10 protein-coding genes are annotated in these 13,813 nt (G+C 65.1%); 5 read left to right on the forward strand and 5 right to left on the reverse strand.

Annotated features, from left to right (window positions below; genetic code table 11):
• Nucleotides 1–102: 102 nt before the first annotated feature.
• From ASE58_RS02190 to ASE58_RS02200, 3 genes are all read right to left on the reverse strand, one after another.
• Nucleotides 103–3,117, reverse strand: a complete 3,015-nt coding sequence (locus ASE58_RS02190) for a TonB-dependent receptor plug domain-containing protein (RefSeq protein ID WP_055817490.1) — start codon at nucleotides 3,115–3,117, stop codon at nucleotides 103–105.
• A 188-nt stretch (nucleotides 3,118–3,305) separates the two neighbouring features.
• The gene (gene ahcY / locus ASE58_RS02195) at nucleotides 3,306–4,715 is read right to left on the reverse strand and encodes an adenosylhomocysteinase (RefSeq protein ID WP_055817491.1); all 1,410 of its coding nucleotides are present in this window, start codon (nucleotides 4,713–4,715) and stop codon (nucleotides 3,306–3,308) included.
• Between the two features lie 109 nt (nucleotides 4,716–4,824).
• The gene (locus ASE58_RS02200) at nucleotides 4,825–5,385 is read right to left on the reverse strand and encodes a YqgE/AlgH family protein (protein ID WP_055761561.1); all 561 of its coding nucleotides are present in this window, start codon (nucleotides 5,383–5,385) and stop codon (nucleotides 4,825–4,827) included.
• 116 nt (nucleotides 5,386–5,501) lie between these two features.
• On the opposite strand from ASE58_RS02200, the gene ASE58_RS02205 reads away from it, so the two are divergent.
• The 3 genes from ASE58_RS02205 (at nucleotide 5,502) to ASE58_RS02215 (ending at nucleotide 8,105) form a co-directional block, all read left to right on the forward strand.
• Complete coding sequence (locus ASE58_RS02205; protein WP_055760290.1) at nucleotides 5,502–5,984, forward strand: peroxiredoxin; 483 nt, start codon at nucleotides 5,502–5,504, stop codon at nucleotides 5,982–5,984.
• A gap of 99 nt (nucleotides 5,985–6,083) precedes the next feature.
• The gene (locus ASE58_RS02210; protein ID WP_055817494.1) at nucleotides 6,084–6,464 is read left to right on the forward strand and encodes a hypothetical protein; all 381 of its coding nucleotides are present in this window, start codon (nucleotides 6,084–6,086) and stop codon (nucleotides 6,462–6,464) included.
• Nucleotides 6,465–6,653: 189 nt separating this feature from the next.
• Nucleotides 6,654–8,105, forward strand: coding sequence for an AMP nucleosidase (locus tag ASE58_RS02215; protein ID WP_055760285.1), 1,452 nt, complete (start codon nucleotides 6,654–6,656; stop codon nucleotides 8,103–8,105).
• Between the two features lie 95 nt (nucleotides 8,106–8,200).
• Here the strand turns inward: ASE58_RS02215 and ASE58_RS02220 are convergent, their stop codons facing one another.
• On the reverse strand, nucleotides 8,201–9,727 hold the full coding sequence (locus tag ASE58_RS02220; protein ID WP_055760282.1) for a lipopolysaccharide biosynthesis protein: 1,527 nt from the start codon (nucleotides 9,725–9,727) through the stop codon (nucleotides 8,201–8,203).
• A gap of 167 nt (nucleotides 9,728–9,894) precedes the next feature.
• On the opposite strand from ASE58_RS02220, the gene ASE58_RS02225 reads away from it, so the two are divergent.
• Nucleotides 9,895–10,293: a DUF305 domain-containing protein gene (locus ASE58_RS02225; RefSeq protein WP_055817496.1), complete on the forward strand. Its 399-nt coding sequence runs from the start codon at nucleotides 9,895–9,897 to the stop codon at nucleotides 10,291–10,293.
• A gap of 42 nt (nucleotides 10,294–10,335) precedes the next feature.
• Nucleotides 10,336–10,860 (forward strand): hypothetical protein, encoded by a 525-nt coding sequence (locus ASE58_RS02230; protein ID WP_055817498.1) that lies wholly within the window; start codon nucleotides 10,336–10,338, stop codon nucleotides 10,858–10,860.
• A gap of 22 nt (nucleotides 10,861–10,882) precedes the next feature.
• Here ASE58_RS02230 and polA read toward each other — a convergent pair whose 3' ends face one another.
• Nucleotides 10,883–13,642, reverse strand: a complete 2,760-nt coding sequence (gene polA / locus ASE58_RS02235) for a DNA polymerase I (protein ID WP_055817500.1) — start codon at nucleotides 13,640–13,642, stop codon at nucleotides 10,883–10,885.
• Nucleotides 13,643–13,813 lie beyond the last annotated feature (171 nt).

Consider the following 13,813-nt stretch of genomic DNA (forward strand, 5'->3'; position numbering starts at 1 on the left):
TGCCTAGTCGTTACGGCGGGCATAAAAAAGGGGCAGCGCCATGCGGCACCGCCCCTTTGTCGCATACCGGCGGCGGATCGCCGCCGCCGGTCACGACTGTCGTTACATCTTCACCCGCGCACCGGCGAAGAGATACCGGCCAAGATACGACACGGGATAGGTGATCGTACCGATTTCAGGCTTCTGCCCGAAGACGTTGTTGACCCCGCCGAAAAACTGGAACCGGTCGGTCGCGTCGACACTCACGAACACGTCGTGCTGCCACAGCGCCTTCAGATACTTGTATTCGGGTGCCACGACATCGGGGTTGCTCTGATTGGTCAGGTTCGAATAGCGCAGCGTCTTATCAAACCACGACAGGCCATAGTTGATCGTCACGTTTTCGATCGACCAGGTAATGTCGCTGTTGATGGTATATTTCGGCGCACTCGATTCACCGCGGCTGTCGGTCACGTCCGCACCCGGCGTGCCGATGAATTCCAGCTTGTCGAGATAATTGCCGATGACGCGGACGTTGAACTTGCCGATCGAGCCAGCGTCGAAATTGTAATTGACGTTCAGGTCAAGACCGGCCGTGCTGAACCGGGCGACATTCTGCGGCGTAACGGTGAAGCCGACGATATTGCCCGGATTGGCCGTGGCGGAGGCGACATTGGTCCGCGTGATCGAACGGCAGAACACGTTGTCGAGCGTCGCCTGGTCAACGCACAGGCGCGCGATCTCGCCCGGCGTCACGGTGTTGATCGCACCGCGCAGGTTGATGTCGTACCAGTCGGCCCGCACCGACAGCCCCGGAATGAATCGTGGCTGCAACACGGCGCCCGCCGTCCAGGTCGTGGCTTCTTCCGCGTCCAGGTTGGGATTGCCGCCCGAGAAACCCGAGATATTCGCCGTCCGGGCATCCTCGTACGTGGCGGGATTGGCCACGCCGAGGCCGGTCAGCAACGTCCGGCAATTCGCGGCGCGCGACGCGGTGCCGTTCTGGATTTCGCCAACGCTGCACGGATCGGTGATGAACTGGAACGTCTGCGACAGGCCGCTGAACAGTTCGCCGATGTTGGGTGCGCGCACCGCCTTCGAATAGGTGCCGTTGAACGTCAGGTCACGCACCGGCGCATAGGTCCCGTTGACCTTCCATGTGGTCGTGCGACCGATGGTGGAATAGTCGGACAGGCGGACGGCCGCCCCGAAGCTGAGCCGATGGGCGAACCGCGCGTCGCGGAACACCGGCACGTCAAGTTCGGCGAACCCTTCCTTCACGTCATACTTGCCCTCTTCACGACCGAGCGAGTTGGTGAAGGTCAGCCCCTGTGCCGCGAGCGGATCGGGAACGAACCGGCTCTCTTCCTTGCGATATTCGCCGCCCAGCACAAAATTGACCGCACCGCCCGGCAGCTTGAAGAACTGCCCGAAATCGCCCGAGACCGATCCCGACACGACATGCTGACGCAGGCGCGAACGATCCGTCGTGGTCGCCCGAACGAAATCAAGCGCAGCCTGGCTCGGCGCGCCGTCGCCGAACAGGTTGAGCGGCACGCACTCGCCGGGGCGGAAGGTCGTCGGGTTGACGACGCTGCGGCTCGCATAAGGCTGGTCCGGGCGCCAGTTGGGGTCGAGGTTCACGCGGCAGGTGATCTGCCCGTTGGCCGGATTGCGTACCGCGTCCAGCGCCGCATAGAAGCGATCGTTGTAGGTGTTGTTGACGTAGCGGTTCGCCACATTCGACTGGCCGAAAGTATACGACACCTCATAGCTGGCGTGATCGTTGATCTCACCCTTGGCACCTACGACCCCGCGATAGGTTTCGCGGGTGATCGTCTCGCCGCGCTGACCGATATCGAAATTGTCGCGCGTCACCAGCACACCGCCATTGCCCAGATTCGGCAGGCCCGCCGGCAGGAACGGATTGTCGTCCTTGACCAGCAGGTAATAGTCGAACGACGGCTGACCCAGCGTAAACGCCTTGTTGTGGGCGTATTTCGCATCGGCGAACAGCGTCAGCGCCGGCGACACATCGAAATGCGCGATGGCGTTCACGACATGCCGGTCGATCTGCGGCAGCAAGTCGTTCTGATAATCGGCGACGCGGGTGCCGCTGCCGCCCTGCGAAAAGCCGGGGCGCAGCACGGTGCCAAGCTGGAACGGGACCAGCTGACCCGCGCCGTTCACTATGTAATCGGGCTGCCCGTCAAAATCGACATCGATGCCGCCTTCACGCGCGGTATCGTTGTAGCGCACGTCGCGCGTCGGTACGTTGTCGGGGATGCCGTTATTGGCACCACCGGTATAGCCCGGCTTGAATTCGGGATCGTTAGGGTTGCGGTAGAAACCGACCAGATTCGACCCACGCAGCGCGCGACGATCGCGCGACTCCAGCCGGCTTTCCGAGCCATATTCATAGGCGACGGCAACATTGCCGCGACCCTCGGCAAAATTCTTGCCGACCGTGACCGCCAGCAACCGCTTGCCCGCATCGCCATATTCGGTGATCCCGGCCTGCCCACGCGCGGTGATCCCGTCGAAATTGCGCTTCAGGACGAAATTGACGACGCCGGTGACCGCATCCGCGCCATAGATGGCCGAGACGCCGCCGGTCAGGATATCGACCCGTTCCACCAGGTCGTTCGGGATCGAATTGATGTCGATCGCCTGGCTGCCCGGCACCGATGCCACGTGCCGGCGGCCATCCACCAGGACGAGCGTCCGCTCGGTGCCCAGATTGCGAAGGTTCAGCAGGTTGAGACCGGTCCCACCAATGCCGGCGCGGCTGCCCGAATTGTCGGCCGAGGTGGACGAGCCCTGCAATGCCGGAAAGCCGGTCAGAAAGTCGGTGAGGTTGGTCGTACCCGACTGCTGGATCGTTGCTGCACCCAGCGCGATGATCGGGCTGGGCGATTCGAAATCGGTACGCCGAATACGCGTGCCGGTGACGACGATTTCCTCGCCGTTGCTCGCATCGGCAGGCGTCTGTGCAGCGGGGTCCGCCGGGATCGGCACATTGTCGGTGGTGCCGGGCGCTGCGGTCTGCGCGACGGCGGAGGCCGACGCCATCAGCGCGGCGATGACAACGGCACTGCGGGCGACACCGGCACGCAGACGCGACGTTGACTGGTTCATGAAACGGACCCCTTTTTACAAGTTACGCGTATTCTTTATCGATACGCTCTCTTACAGGATTGCAACGCGTCGACATCGGTTCCGCCCCCTTGATACGACGTTTCCGTGACACCCGTTGCAAACGCGCAACAAAAAGGGCGGACACCCATCGGATGCCCGCCCCTTCGGCGCCAGTCTCGCAGCAGCGATCAGTAGCGGTAGTGGTCCGGCTTGAACGGCCCTTCGACCGGCACGCCGATGTACGACGCCTGCTTCTCGGTCAGCTTGCTGAGCTTCACGCCCAGCTTTTCGAGGTGCAGCGCCGCGACCTTTTCGTCGAGGTGCTTGGGCAGAACGTACACTTCGTTCTTGTAGTTTTCGCCCTTGGTCCACAGTTCGATCTGCGCCAGCACCTGGTTGGTGAACGACGACGACATGACGAACGACGGGTGGCCGGTGGCGCAGCCCAGGTTCACCAGGCGGCCCTTGGCCAGCACGATGATCTGCTTGCCATCGGGGAACTTCACCAGGTCGGTGCCCGGCTTCACTTCGTCCCATTCATAGTTCGACAGGGCGGCGATCTGGATCTCGCTGTCGAAGTGGCCGATGTTGCAGACGATGCTCATCGGCTTCATCGCCGCCATGTGCTCGGCGGTGATGACGTCGGCATTGCCCGTCGCGGTGCAGAAGATGTCGGCGCGGGTCACCGCCTCGTCCATCGTCACGACCTCGAACCCTTCCATCGCAGCCTGCAGCGCGCAGATCGGATCGACTTCGGTCACCATGACGCGCGCGCCACCGTTGCGCAGCGACTGTGCCGAACCCTTGCCGACGTCACCGAAGCCGGCGACGCAGGCGACCTTGCCGGCCAGCATCACGTCAGTCGCGCGACGGATCGCGTCGACCAGCGATTCCTTGCAGCCGTACAGGTTGTCGAACTTCGACTTGGTGACCGAATCGTTCACGTTGATCGCCGGGAAGGGCAGTTCGCCCTTCTTCGCGATCTCGTACAGGCGGTGGACGCCGGTCGTCGTTTCTTCCGACACGCCCTTCAGGTTCTTGACCGTCTCGGTCAGGTAGCCCGGACGCTTGGCGATGAACGCCTTCAGCGCGCGCTGGAACTCGACCTCTTCCTCGTTCTCCGGCTCGCCCAGCGTCGCGCCGGCTTCCAGCTTCGCGCCCCACAGCGCGAACATGGTGGCATCGCCGCCATCGTCGAGGATGATGTTGGCGGTTTCATCGCCCCAGTTGAAGATGTCGCCGACATAGTCCCAGTAATCGGCCAGGCTCTCGCCCTTGATCGCGAACACGGGAACGCCGGCGGCGGCGATGGCGGCGGCGGCATGGTCCTGCGTCGAGAAGATGTTGCAGGTCGCCCAGCGGACGTCGGCGCCGAGCGCGGTCAGCGTCTCGATCAGCACGGCGGTCTGGATCGTCATGTGCAGCGAACCGGTGATGCGCGCGCCCTTCAGCGGCTGCGACGCGCCGAACTCGCTGCGCAGCGCCATCAGGCCCGGCATTTCGGTTTCGGCGATCTCGATTTCCTTGCGACCGAAATCGGCGAGGCCGATGTCCTTGATGACGTAATCGGTCTGCTTGTTCGCAATGGCGGTGGCCATGGGATGCTCCTGCGTGGGGCCATGGGCGCACCCATGGCGGATGGCACGCCTCTACCCAGCCGGCCGTCGAAACGCAAATCCTATATAAAGATATCTTTATATGCTGGTGTCAGGCGGTGCCGGCCCCCAGTGCCAGCAGCCGCGGATCGATGCCCGCGCCCTCAAACCCGCCCCGCCACCGCGCACCCGTCGGCACGTCGAACAGCAAGGCGGCATCGCCCGCGACATTCATCCAGCCATGGCGCGACAATTCGCTTTCCAGCTGCCCCGGCTCCCACCCGGCATAGCCCAGCGCGATCAGATAGCGTTCCGGCCCGGTCCCTGCCGCGATGGCGCGCAGCACGTCGATCGATCCCGACAACGCCCATTTGCCCGCGACGTCGATCGTGTCCTGCCCGCCCCAGCTGTCGTCGTGCAGCACGAAGCCGCGCCGCGTCTCGACCGGGCCGCCCAGATGGATCGGCGCGTCGGGCGCCTCGCCCGGTTCGATATCGAGCTGCTTCAACAGCGCATGCAGCCCGAGGCCGTCGATCGTGTCGCCGATGCCGACCCCCATCGCCCCGTCCTCGTCATGGGTGCACATCGCGATCACCGCATGGTCGAAACGGCGGTCGCCGATGCCGGGCATGGCGAGCAATATCTGTCCGGCAAGGAATCGTGTCTGTTCCATCATGGTAACGACGCTAACCGCCGCTGCGGTCGAGCGCCATGGTTGAAAAGGTCCGCGTGCGCTCCCACGCTGCATGACGGCGCGCATGACGTGCCAAGCCTGAAGCGGAGACATTCATGACGATCAAGGTCGGCGACCGCCTGCCCCACGCCACGCTCGCCAAGGTCACGCCCGACGGGCCGGACCAGGTTTCGACCGAGGATTTCTTCGCCGGCCGCCGCGTCGCGCTGTTTTCGGTCCCCGGCGCGTTTACGCCCACCTGCTCGGCACGCCACCTGCCCGGCTTCGTCGATCAGGCAGCCGCGTTCCGCGAAAAGGGCGTCGACGAAATCGCCTGCACCGCCGTCAACGACGCGTTCGTCCTGTCGGCCTGGGCCAAATCGGCCGATGCGGGGGACAAGGTGACGATGCTGGCCGATGGCAACGCCGATTTCGCGAAGGCGGTCGGGCTGACGATGGACGGCTCAGCTTATGGCATGGGCACCCGATCGCAGCGTTATGCGATGCTGGTCAATGACGGCGTGGTCGAGGCACTGCACGTCGAGGCACCGGGTGAGTTCAGGGTCAGCTCGGCGGAAAACCTGCTCGCGTCGCTCTGAAACCATCCGTCGTTTCCCGCCGGCCGTAACGGAACCGGCGGCGACGGTTCGAGTTAGTTCGGTAGTTACGCAGCCATATCGATCAGGAAAGGGAACGTCATGACCTCCACGACGACCACCGACACCGCCAAGGACATCGCCAACGACGTCGCAAACGACGTCGCAAACGACGTTGCCGAAACGTCGGGCACGCTCGCTGAAAAGGCATCGGCGACCTATGCCACGGCCAAGGAAAGCGTGAGCGATGCCGCCGCAAAGTCGCGCGACGTCGTGGCCGATGCCGCCGCCAAGTCGCGCGACGCGGTGACCAGCGCCGCCAAGTCGACCGCCGAAACCGTGAAGGCGCATCCCGGCGCGACCGCCGCGGTCGTGGTCGGTGCCGCCGCCGCGATCGCGGGTGCCGCGTTCGGCGCGTCGAAGCTGATCGAAAAGAAGCGTGAGGCCGACGCGCTGCCGAAGGTCCCGCCTTCGGCCACCTGAACTTCACGTCAGCTTCTCCGTTCATCCTGAGTAGCCATTGAGCTTGTCGAAAGGGCGTATCGAAGGACCGTCGCCGCATGGTGCTTCGATACGGACCTTCGACAGGCTCAGTTCCTACTCAGCACGAACGGGCGGTTCGCTATCGCCCCCCTCTTGACCTGTCGCGGCGGAACGCCTTAGCCACGGTCGATGACGCAGGCTTCCCAAATCGTCGCCGAACTCGATCGGCTCTACACCGCCTCGGTCGCGCGCCTTCGCGCCGCCTTGGACCTCTATCTCACCGATGGCACGCCGCCGCCCTCCTCCGCGCGGGTCGACGGATCGTTTGCCTATCCCGAAATCCGGCTGACCTATCGCGGCAGCAGCGACCGGCCGACGCCGTCGCGCGCCTATGGCCGGCTGACCACGCCCGGCGACTATCGCATCAGCGTGACGAAGCCGGCGATGTTCGCGGCGTACCTAACCGAACAGCTCGACCTGCTGATCGAAAACCACGACGTGACCGTCGAAGCGGTGGCCGGGCGGCAGGAAATCCCATTCCCCTACGTCCTCGATGCCGGCCACGCGCTCAGCCTCGACGCCGTATCGGCGACCGAACTCGCCCGTCATTTCCCGGCGACCGAACTGGCGCATATCGGCGACGAGATCGCCGACGGCCTGTGGGTCAGCCAGGACGAGCACCGCCCGCTGGCGCTGTTCGATGGGCTGCGCACCGACTTCTCGCTCGCGCGGCTGCGGCATTACACCGGCACCCCGCCGGAGCATATCCAGCAGTATGTGCTGTTCACCAACTATCACCGCTATGTCGATGAGTTCGTTCGCTGGGCCGGGGACCAGCTGAAGCCCGCCGCCAATGGCACGCCCAGCCGCTACACCGCGCTGTCGGGCGCGGGCGGCGTGCTGGCGACCGCCGGCGACGATGCCGAGCGGATGGTCAGCGACAGCGCGTGGCGGCGGCACCAGATGCCGGCCTATCACCTGGTTGCGCCCGACGGCACCGGCATCACGCTGGTCAATATCGGCGTCGGCCCGTCGAATGCGAAGACGATCTGCGATCATCTAGCGGTCATGCGGCCCGAGGCGTGGCTGATGATCGGCCATTGCGGGGGCCTGCGCCCCAGCCAGCGGATCGGCGACTATGTGCTGGCGCACGCCTATCTGCGCGACGATCATGTCCTCGACGATGTGCTGCCGCCCGAAATCCCGGTGCCCGCCATCGCCGAAGTGCAGGTCGCCATGGCCCGCGCGGCGGAGATCGTGTCCGGCCAGTCGGGCGACGAGCTGAAGAACCGCCTTCGCACCGGCACCATCGTCACCACTGACGACCGCAACTGGGAACTCCGCTTCAGCCGTTCGGCGCTGCGCTTTTCGCTATCACGCGCGGTCGGCATCGACATGGAATCGGCGACGATTGCGGCGCAAGGGTACCGCTTCCGCGTCCCCTATGGCACGCTGCTCTGCGTGTCGGACAAGCCGCTGCACGGCGAACTGAAGCTGCCGGGACAGGCCAACCGCTTCTACGAACGCGCGATCAACGAACATATGCGCATCGGCATCGAAGCCTGCGAACAGCTGCGCCAGGAAGGCGCCCGCCTGCACAGCCGCAAGCTGCGCGCGTTCAACGAACCGCCGTTCCGGTAAGTTTTCCCACGTCGCCCCGGCGAAGGCTCGGAGATTCCGGCCTTCGCCGGGATGATGCATCAGGCAGCATCACCCGCGCACTGCGCAGCGCAACCCTACACCCGAAACCGGTCGGTCGGGATAGTGGCTTCCCCCGCCGCCGCGCTCTTGTGGAACAGCGCCTTATCCTCCGGACGGAACGCCCAGCGCCACAGGATCGCGAAATAGGTGGCGAGGATGATCGGGATACCGAACAGCATCTCGGCCCATTCGAACCGCTTGGGCAGTTCCATGATCGCCACGCCGATGATCGTCGCTGCCAGTACCGCCCACAGGAACGCCGGGCGGAAATCGCGCACGTTATGCCCCAGCAGCTTCGACAACAGCCCCGATTTCAGGATCGATCCCAAGGCGACCGACAGGCACAGCGCCATCGCCGGCCCGGTCGCCGCGTAATTCTGCGGCAGGCCAATCGAGCGCATCACGAACACCAGCGCAAAGCTCAGCACGACCTGGAAACTCAGCAGCCCGATCGACAGCATCAGGTTGCGGTGCCGCGCGATATAGACCAGCGCCGCCTCCGACACCGCGCCCTTCGCCGCCAGCACTTCGGCGACCAACAGGAACGACAACGCCGCCGCGCCGCTCACGAATTCGCGCCCGACCACGCCCATCACCCCGGTCGCCGGAATGCTGCCCGCCAGCGCCAGCGCGGCCTGTGCGGTGATGATCCAGAACCCGACCTGCCGCACCTGCCGCGCGACCGCGGCCTTATCGTCCGCCGCCAGGCTCTGGGTGATGACCGGGCCGAGGACAGGATCGAAACTGGTCTTCAGCTTCTGCGGCAGCGATGCGACCTGCTGCGCCATGTAATAGATGCCGACGATCGCCGGCCCGAACAACAGCCCCAGGATGAAGCGGTCGACGTTGCGCGTGCCCCATTCGATCGCGTCGGCCCCGGCCAGCGGCATGTTGCGCTTCACCAGCGCCAGCATCGGGCGCAGATGCGGCGACCAGCCATAGGGCAGGCCATAGCTGCGGATGAACGGCACGATCGACGCGACCAGTGCCGCCGCCATCGCCAGCACATAGCTCATGATGAGGCCGTCACGGGTCGAATAATAGCTGAACGCCCAGGCAGCGATCGAGATCGTCCACGGCTCCACCACCGCCCGCGCGGTCACCGCCGCCTTGACGTTCAGCCGGTAGGCCAGCGCCGCCAGGCTGACGTCCGACCACGCGATGGCAAAGACGATCAGCGGCAACAGGCGCTCGAACCCGATCACCTCGCTGTTGGGGTACATGATCTGCGGGAACACGAACAACACGGCGCTGGCCGCGACCGACAGGATGAACGCGACCGCCAGCGCGTCCCACACGACATGCGCGTGCGGCCGGTCGGTCGACGACAATGCCTGCGCCAGCCCCCGCTTCAACCCCAGTGTCGCGACCAGCGCGGCCAGTTCGACCACCAGCACCGCCAGCGCGAACCGCCCGACGATTTCGGGACCATAGATGCGGCCGGCGATAAACAGGAACGGCAGCCGCGCGACGAGCCGCAGGACGAATCCGAACACGTTCGTCCGCCCGCCCTTGGCCAGGGCGGCGATATCGTCGGTCGGCGGGGTCGGCGCGTCGGTCATGCGACGCGCGAAGGATCGATCATCGCGGCCTCATACGCGAGGGCGTGCGCTCCCCATAGCCCCCGTGTACGCTTTGGCCGCGGGGTGCGGCTTGCGGGCAACGGTCGTCGCCGGGAACGATCCGCCGCGCCGCGTCTTCGATCCCCGATGACCGATGGAGACGATCGATGAAGCCGTTCGCAACGATCCTGGGATTGGGCCTGCTGGCTGCCTGTTCGCCGCAATCGGCTCCCGGCAATACCGCCACCGATCCTGCGCAGGCCGGCATGTCGCACGATGCGATGGCGACCCTGAACGCCGGCGACTCCGATGCGACCCGCGGGTTCAAACAATCGATGGCCGACATGATGACCGACGCCCCGGCCTACACCGGCGATGCCGATGTCGACTTCATGCAGCAGATGCGCGTCCACCATGTCGCGGCGGTCGCGATGGCCCGCACCGAACTCGCCCACGGCAAGGATGCGCAAGCCCGTGCGCTAGCGCAGGCGGTGATCGGTGCGCAACAGAAGGAGATTGCTCAGATTGATGCGTGGCTGCGGCGACGGACCTCCGCAGGACAATAAAAGGCCACTGGCAGCGGCGCACGATCCGCGACAATATAGCAAATGGACCGCCGCCACCTGCTAGCGCTCGCGCCGCTACTTCCCTTCCTCGCCTCGGCACCAGCAGAGGCTTGCAGCTATGGCCTACTCTCCACGGCGATATCCGCACGGCGGCGGAAGATCGTCACGACTTTATTCCAACACTGGTGGGCGCGCGACCGGGCGGCCTTCTTGAAAGGCTTCACGGACATCGTGCGATCGGACGGCACGACGATGCCGCCAAAGGAAGCAAAGGCGCTGTACCCGTCCCGATCGGTGTCAGCCGCCACCATGTCGCTCTTCGATCGCTTCTTTGCCGATGACAGCAGGATTCAGCGGATTCAATGGACACTGGACACGCCTGCCGGAATGATCGTCGCCTGTAGCGAGTTCGACAAGGTTTATGACGCGAACGTACCCTGCTCACCGAAACCGGTCCTACACCTGTTCATGGTCGAAATGCCCGGTCTCACCCTTGAAGCCATGACCCATATGGCAATGACGGCGACGCCCCAGTCCGACGTCTTTCACCTATCGGTTGGGGATTAAAGATGCCGGGAGCGCCGCACCCTCAATGTGCCGCGCCCCAGCTCTTGCCCGTCCCGATCTCCACGCCCAGCGGCACCGACAGCTGCACCACCGGCTCGGCCGCCGTTTCCATCACCCGTCGGATCACCGGCGTCGCCGCCTCGACCAGCCCCTCGGGCAGTTCGAACACCAGTTCGTCGTGCACCTGCAACAGCATCCGTACCTCGCTTAAGCCAGCCTCGGCCAGCGCCGGCCCCATCCGTGCCATCGCGCGCTTGATGATGTCGGCACTCGTCCCCTGGATCGGCGCGTTGATCGCGGCGCGCTCGGCACCCTGCCGTTCGTGCTGCACCTTCGACTGGATGCGTGGGAAATGCGTCTTGCGCCCGAACAGCGTCGTGGTGAAGCCGGTGGTCCTGACGCTCTGCGTCGTCTCGGCAATATAGCGGTTGATGCCGGGGAAACGGTCGAAATAGCGATCGATCATCGCCTGCGCCTCGTCCGCGCTCACGTCCAGCCGACCGGCCAGCCCCCAGCGGCTGATGCCGTATAGGATCGCGAAGTTGATCGTCTTGGCCCGGCCGCGCGTGTCGCGGTTGACCTCGCCGAACAGTTCCTGCGCGGTGATGCTGTGAATGTCGTCGCCGCGCTCGAACGCCTCGCGCAACTGCGGCACGTCGGCGATATGGGCGGCCAGCCGCAGCTCGATCTGCGAATAATCGGCCGCGAGGATCACATTGCCCGGTTCGGCGACGAACGCATCGCGGATTTGCCGGCCGACTTCGGTTCGGATCGGGATGTTCTGCAAATTCGGATCGGTCGACGACAACCGTCCGGTCTGCGCACCGGTAAGGCTGTAGCTGGTATGCACGCGCCCGGTCGCCGGGTTGATCTGCGCCTGCAGCGCGTCGGTGTAGGTACTCTTCAGCTTCGACAGCTGCCGCCAGTCCAGAACCTTCGCCGCGATCGCCGCGCCAGGTGAGTCCTTGTCGGCGGCGATCCGCTCCAATTCGTTGACGTCGGTCGAATAGACGCCCGACTTGCCCTTGCGTCCGCCCTTGATCCCCATCGTCACGAACAGCACGTCGCCCAGCTGTTTGGGGCTACCGATGGTGAACTTCGTGCCGGCCAGCTCGTGGATTTCGGTTTCCAGCGCGGCGATGCGCGTGGAGAAATCCTCCGACAGCTTCGCCAGCACGCCGGCATCGACCTTGATCCCGGCCTGCTCCATGTCGGCGATGACGCGGACCAGCGGGCGATCGACCATCTCGTACACCTTGGTCGCCTGTTCGTACGGCAGCCGCGGCTTGAACCGACGCCACAGCCTGAGCGTCACATCGGCGTCTTCGGCGGCGTAGCGCGTAGCGGTCTTCAGGTCGATTTCGCCGAAGCCGACCTGCTTCTTCCCCGTCCCCACCACATCCTTGTACGCGATGCAGCTATGTTGGAGGTGGGTCGCCGCCAGCTCGTCCATGCCATGCCCGTGCAAGCCCGCGTCGAGCGCAAAGCTCATGACGATCGTGTCGTCATAGGGCGCGACGGCCAGCCCGGCGCGCGCCAGCACGATCATGTCGTATTTCAGGTTGTGGCCGATCTTCAGGACGCTTTCGTCCTCGAACAACGGCTTCAGCGTCGCCAGCACGGCGTCGCGCGGCAGCTGTTCGGGCTTTTCGGCGAACATGTCGGTGCCGCCATGGCCGATCGGAATGTAGCAGGCCCGGTTCGGGGCGAGCGCCATGCTGACCCCGACCAGTTCGGCGCGCGTCGCGTCCAGCCCGGTCGTCTCGGTATCGATCGCGACCCAGCCCTGCGCCCGCGCCTCGGCAACCCAGCGGTCGAGCGCCTCCTGCGTCACCACCGTCTCATACGCATCGTGATCGCAGGCCGGCTCGTCGTCCTGCGCGACCGGCGCGGCGGGGGTCTCGACCGGCGTGTCGGCGACCGTGCCGAGCTTGTTGAGCAACGTGCGAAAGCCATGATGCTCTAGGAACGCGCGCAGCGGCGCCTCCGGAATCCCCTGAAGTTCCAGCGCGTCGAGCGGTTCGGGCAGGGCGCCATCGCATTTCAGCGTCACCAGCACCTTCGACAGCCGGGCATTGTCGGCATGCTCGATCAGATTGTCGCGCAGCTTGCCCTTCTTCATCTCCGGCGCGGCGGCCAGCACCGCCTCCAGATTGCCATGCTCGTTGATCAGCTTGGCGGCGGTCTTCGGCCCGACCCCCGGCACGCCCGGCACGTTATCGACACTGTCGCCCATCAGCGCCAGCACGTCGCCCAGCTTGTCTGGCGTCACGCCGAACTTCTCGACCACATGTTCCGGCCCCAGCGTCCGGTTGTTCATCGTGTCGAGCATGTCGACCGACGGATCGGTCATCAGCTGCATCAGGTCCTTGTCGGCGCTGACGATCGTCACCGCCCAGCCCTGCGCCAGCGCCGCCTGCGTATAGCAGGCAATGATGTCGTCGGCCTCCAGCCCGAGCTCCTCGATGCACGGCAGGCTGAACGCCCGCGTCGCGTCGCGGATCATCGGGAACTGCGGCACCAAGTCCTCGGGCGGCGGCGGCCGGTGCGCCTTGTACTGGTCGTACAGGTCGTTGCGGAAGGTCTTCGACGATTTGTCGAGGATCACCGCCATGTGCGTCGGCCCGTCCGCCTTGTGCAGCGCATCGGCCAGCTTCCACAGCATCGACGTATAGCCATAGACCGCGCCCACCGGCTCGCCATGGATGTTCGTCAGCGGCGGGAGCCGGTGATAGGCGCGAAAGATATAGCCGGAGCCGTCGACGAGATAGAGATGGGGCATGGGGGCCAGATAGCAGCGCGGGCGAGCGGGCGCGAGGGGGGACCCGCTTGACTTCGCATGGGCGTACGGGCCAGATTTCGCGCACGGGCCAGCGCGGACGCCCGTTCAGGCGGGCCAACCGCCCAAGCTCCGCTCCATCGGCCGCCTGTGGCGGCCCCTAGGAGCGTACCC

The organism is Sphingomonas sp. Leaf9 (assembly GCF_001421355.1).
GTDB lineage: Bacteria > Pseudomonadota > Alphaproteobacteria > Sphingomonadales > Sphingomonadaceae > Sphingomonas.

Bases quoted from the DNA above. Each gene is read 5' to 3' on its own strand.
- ASE58_RS02215 (WP_055760285.1), top strand. From the start codon at position 6,654: ATGACGCAGGCTTCCCAAATCGTCGCCGAACTCGATCGGCTCTACACC.
- ahcY (WP_055817491.1), bottom strand. From the start codon at position 4,715: ATGGCCACCGCCATTGCGAACAAGCAGACCGATTACGTCATCAAGGAC.
- ASE58_RS02225 (WP_055817496.1), top strand. From the start codon at position 9,895: ATGAAGCCGTTCGCAACGATCCTGGGATTGGGCCTGCTGGCTGCCTGT.
- polA (WP_055817500.1), bottom strand. From the start codon at position 13,642: ATGCCCCATCTCTATCTCGTCGACGGCTCCGGCTATATCTTTCGCGCC.
- ASE58_RS02190 (WP_055817490.1), bottom strand. From the start codon at position 3,117: ATGAACCAGTCAACGTCGCGTCTGCGTGCCGGTGTCGCCCGCAGTGCC.
- ASE58_RS02200 (WP_055761561.1), bottom strand. From the start codon at position 5,385: ATGGAACAGACACGATTCCTTGCCGGACAGATATTGCTCGCCATGCCC.
- ASE58_RS02210 (WP_055817494.1), top strand. From the start codon at position 6,084: ATGACCTCCACGACGACCACCGACACCGCCAAGGACATCGCCAACGAC.
- ASE58_RS02230 (WP_055817498.1), top strand. From the start codon at position 10,336: ATGGACCGCCGCCACCTGCTAGCGCTCGCGCCGCTACTTCCCTTCCTC.
- ASE58_RS02220 (WP_055760282.1), bottom strand. From the start codon at position 9,727: ATGACCGACGCGCCGACCCCGCCGACCGACGATATCGCCGCCCTGGCC.
- ASE58_RS02205 (WP_055760290.1), top strand. From the start codon at position 5,502: ATGACGATCAAGGTCGGCGACCGCCTGCCCCACGCCACGCTCGCCAAG.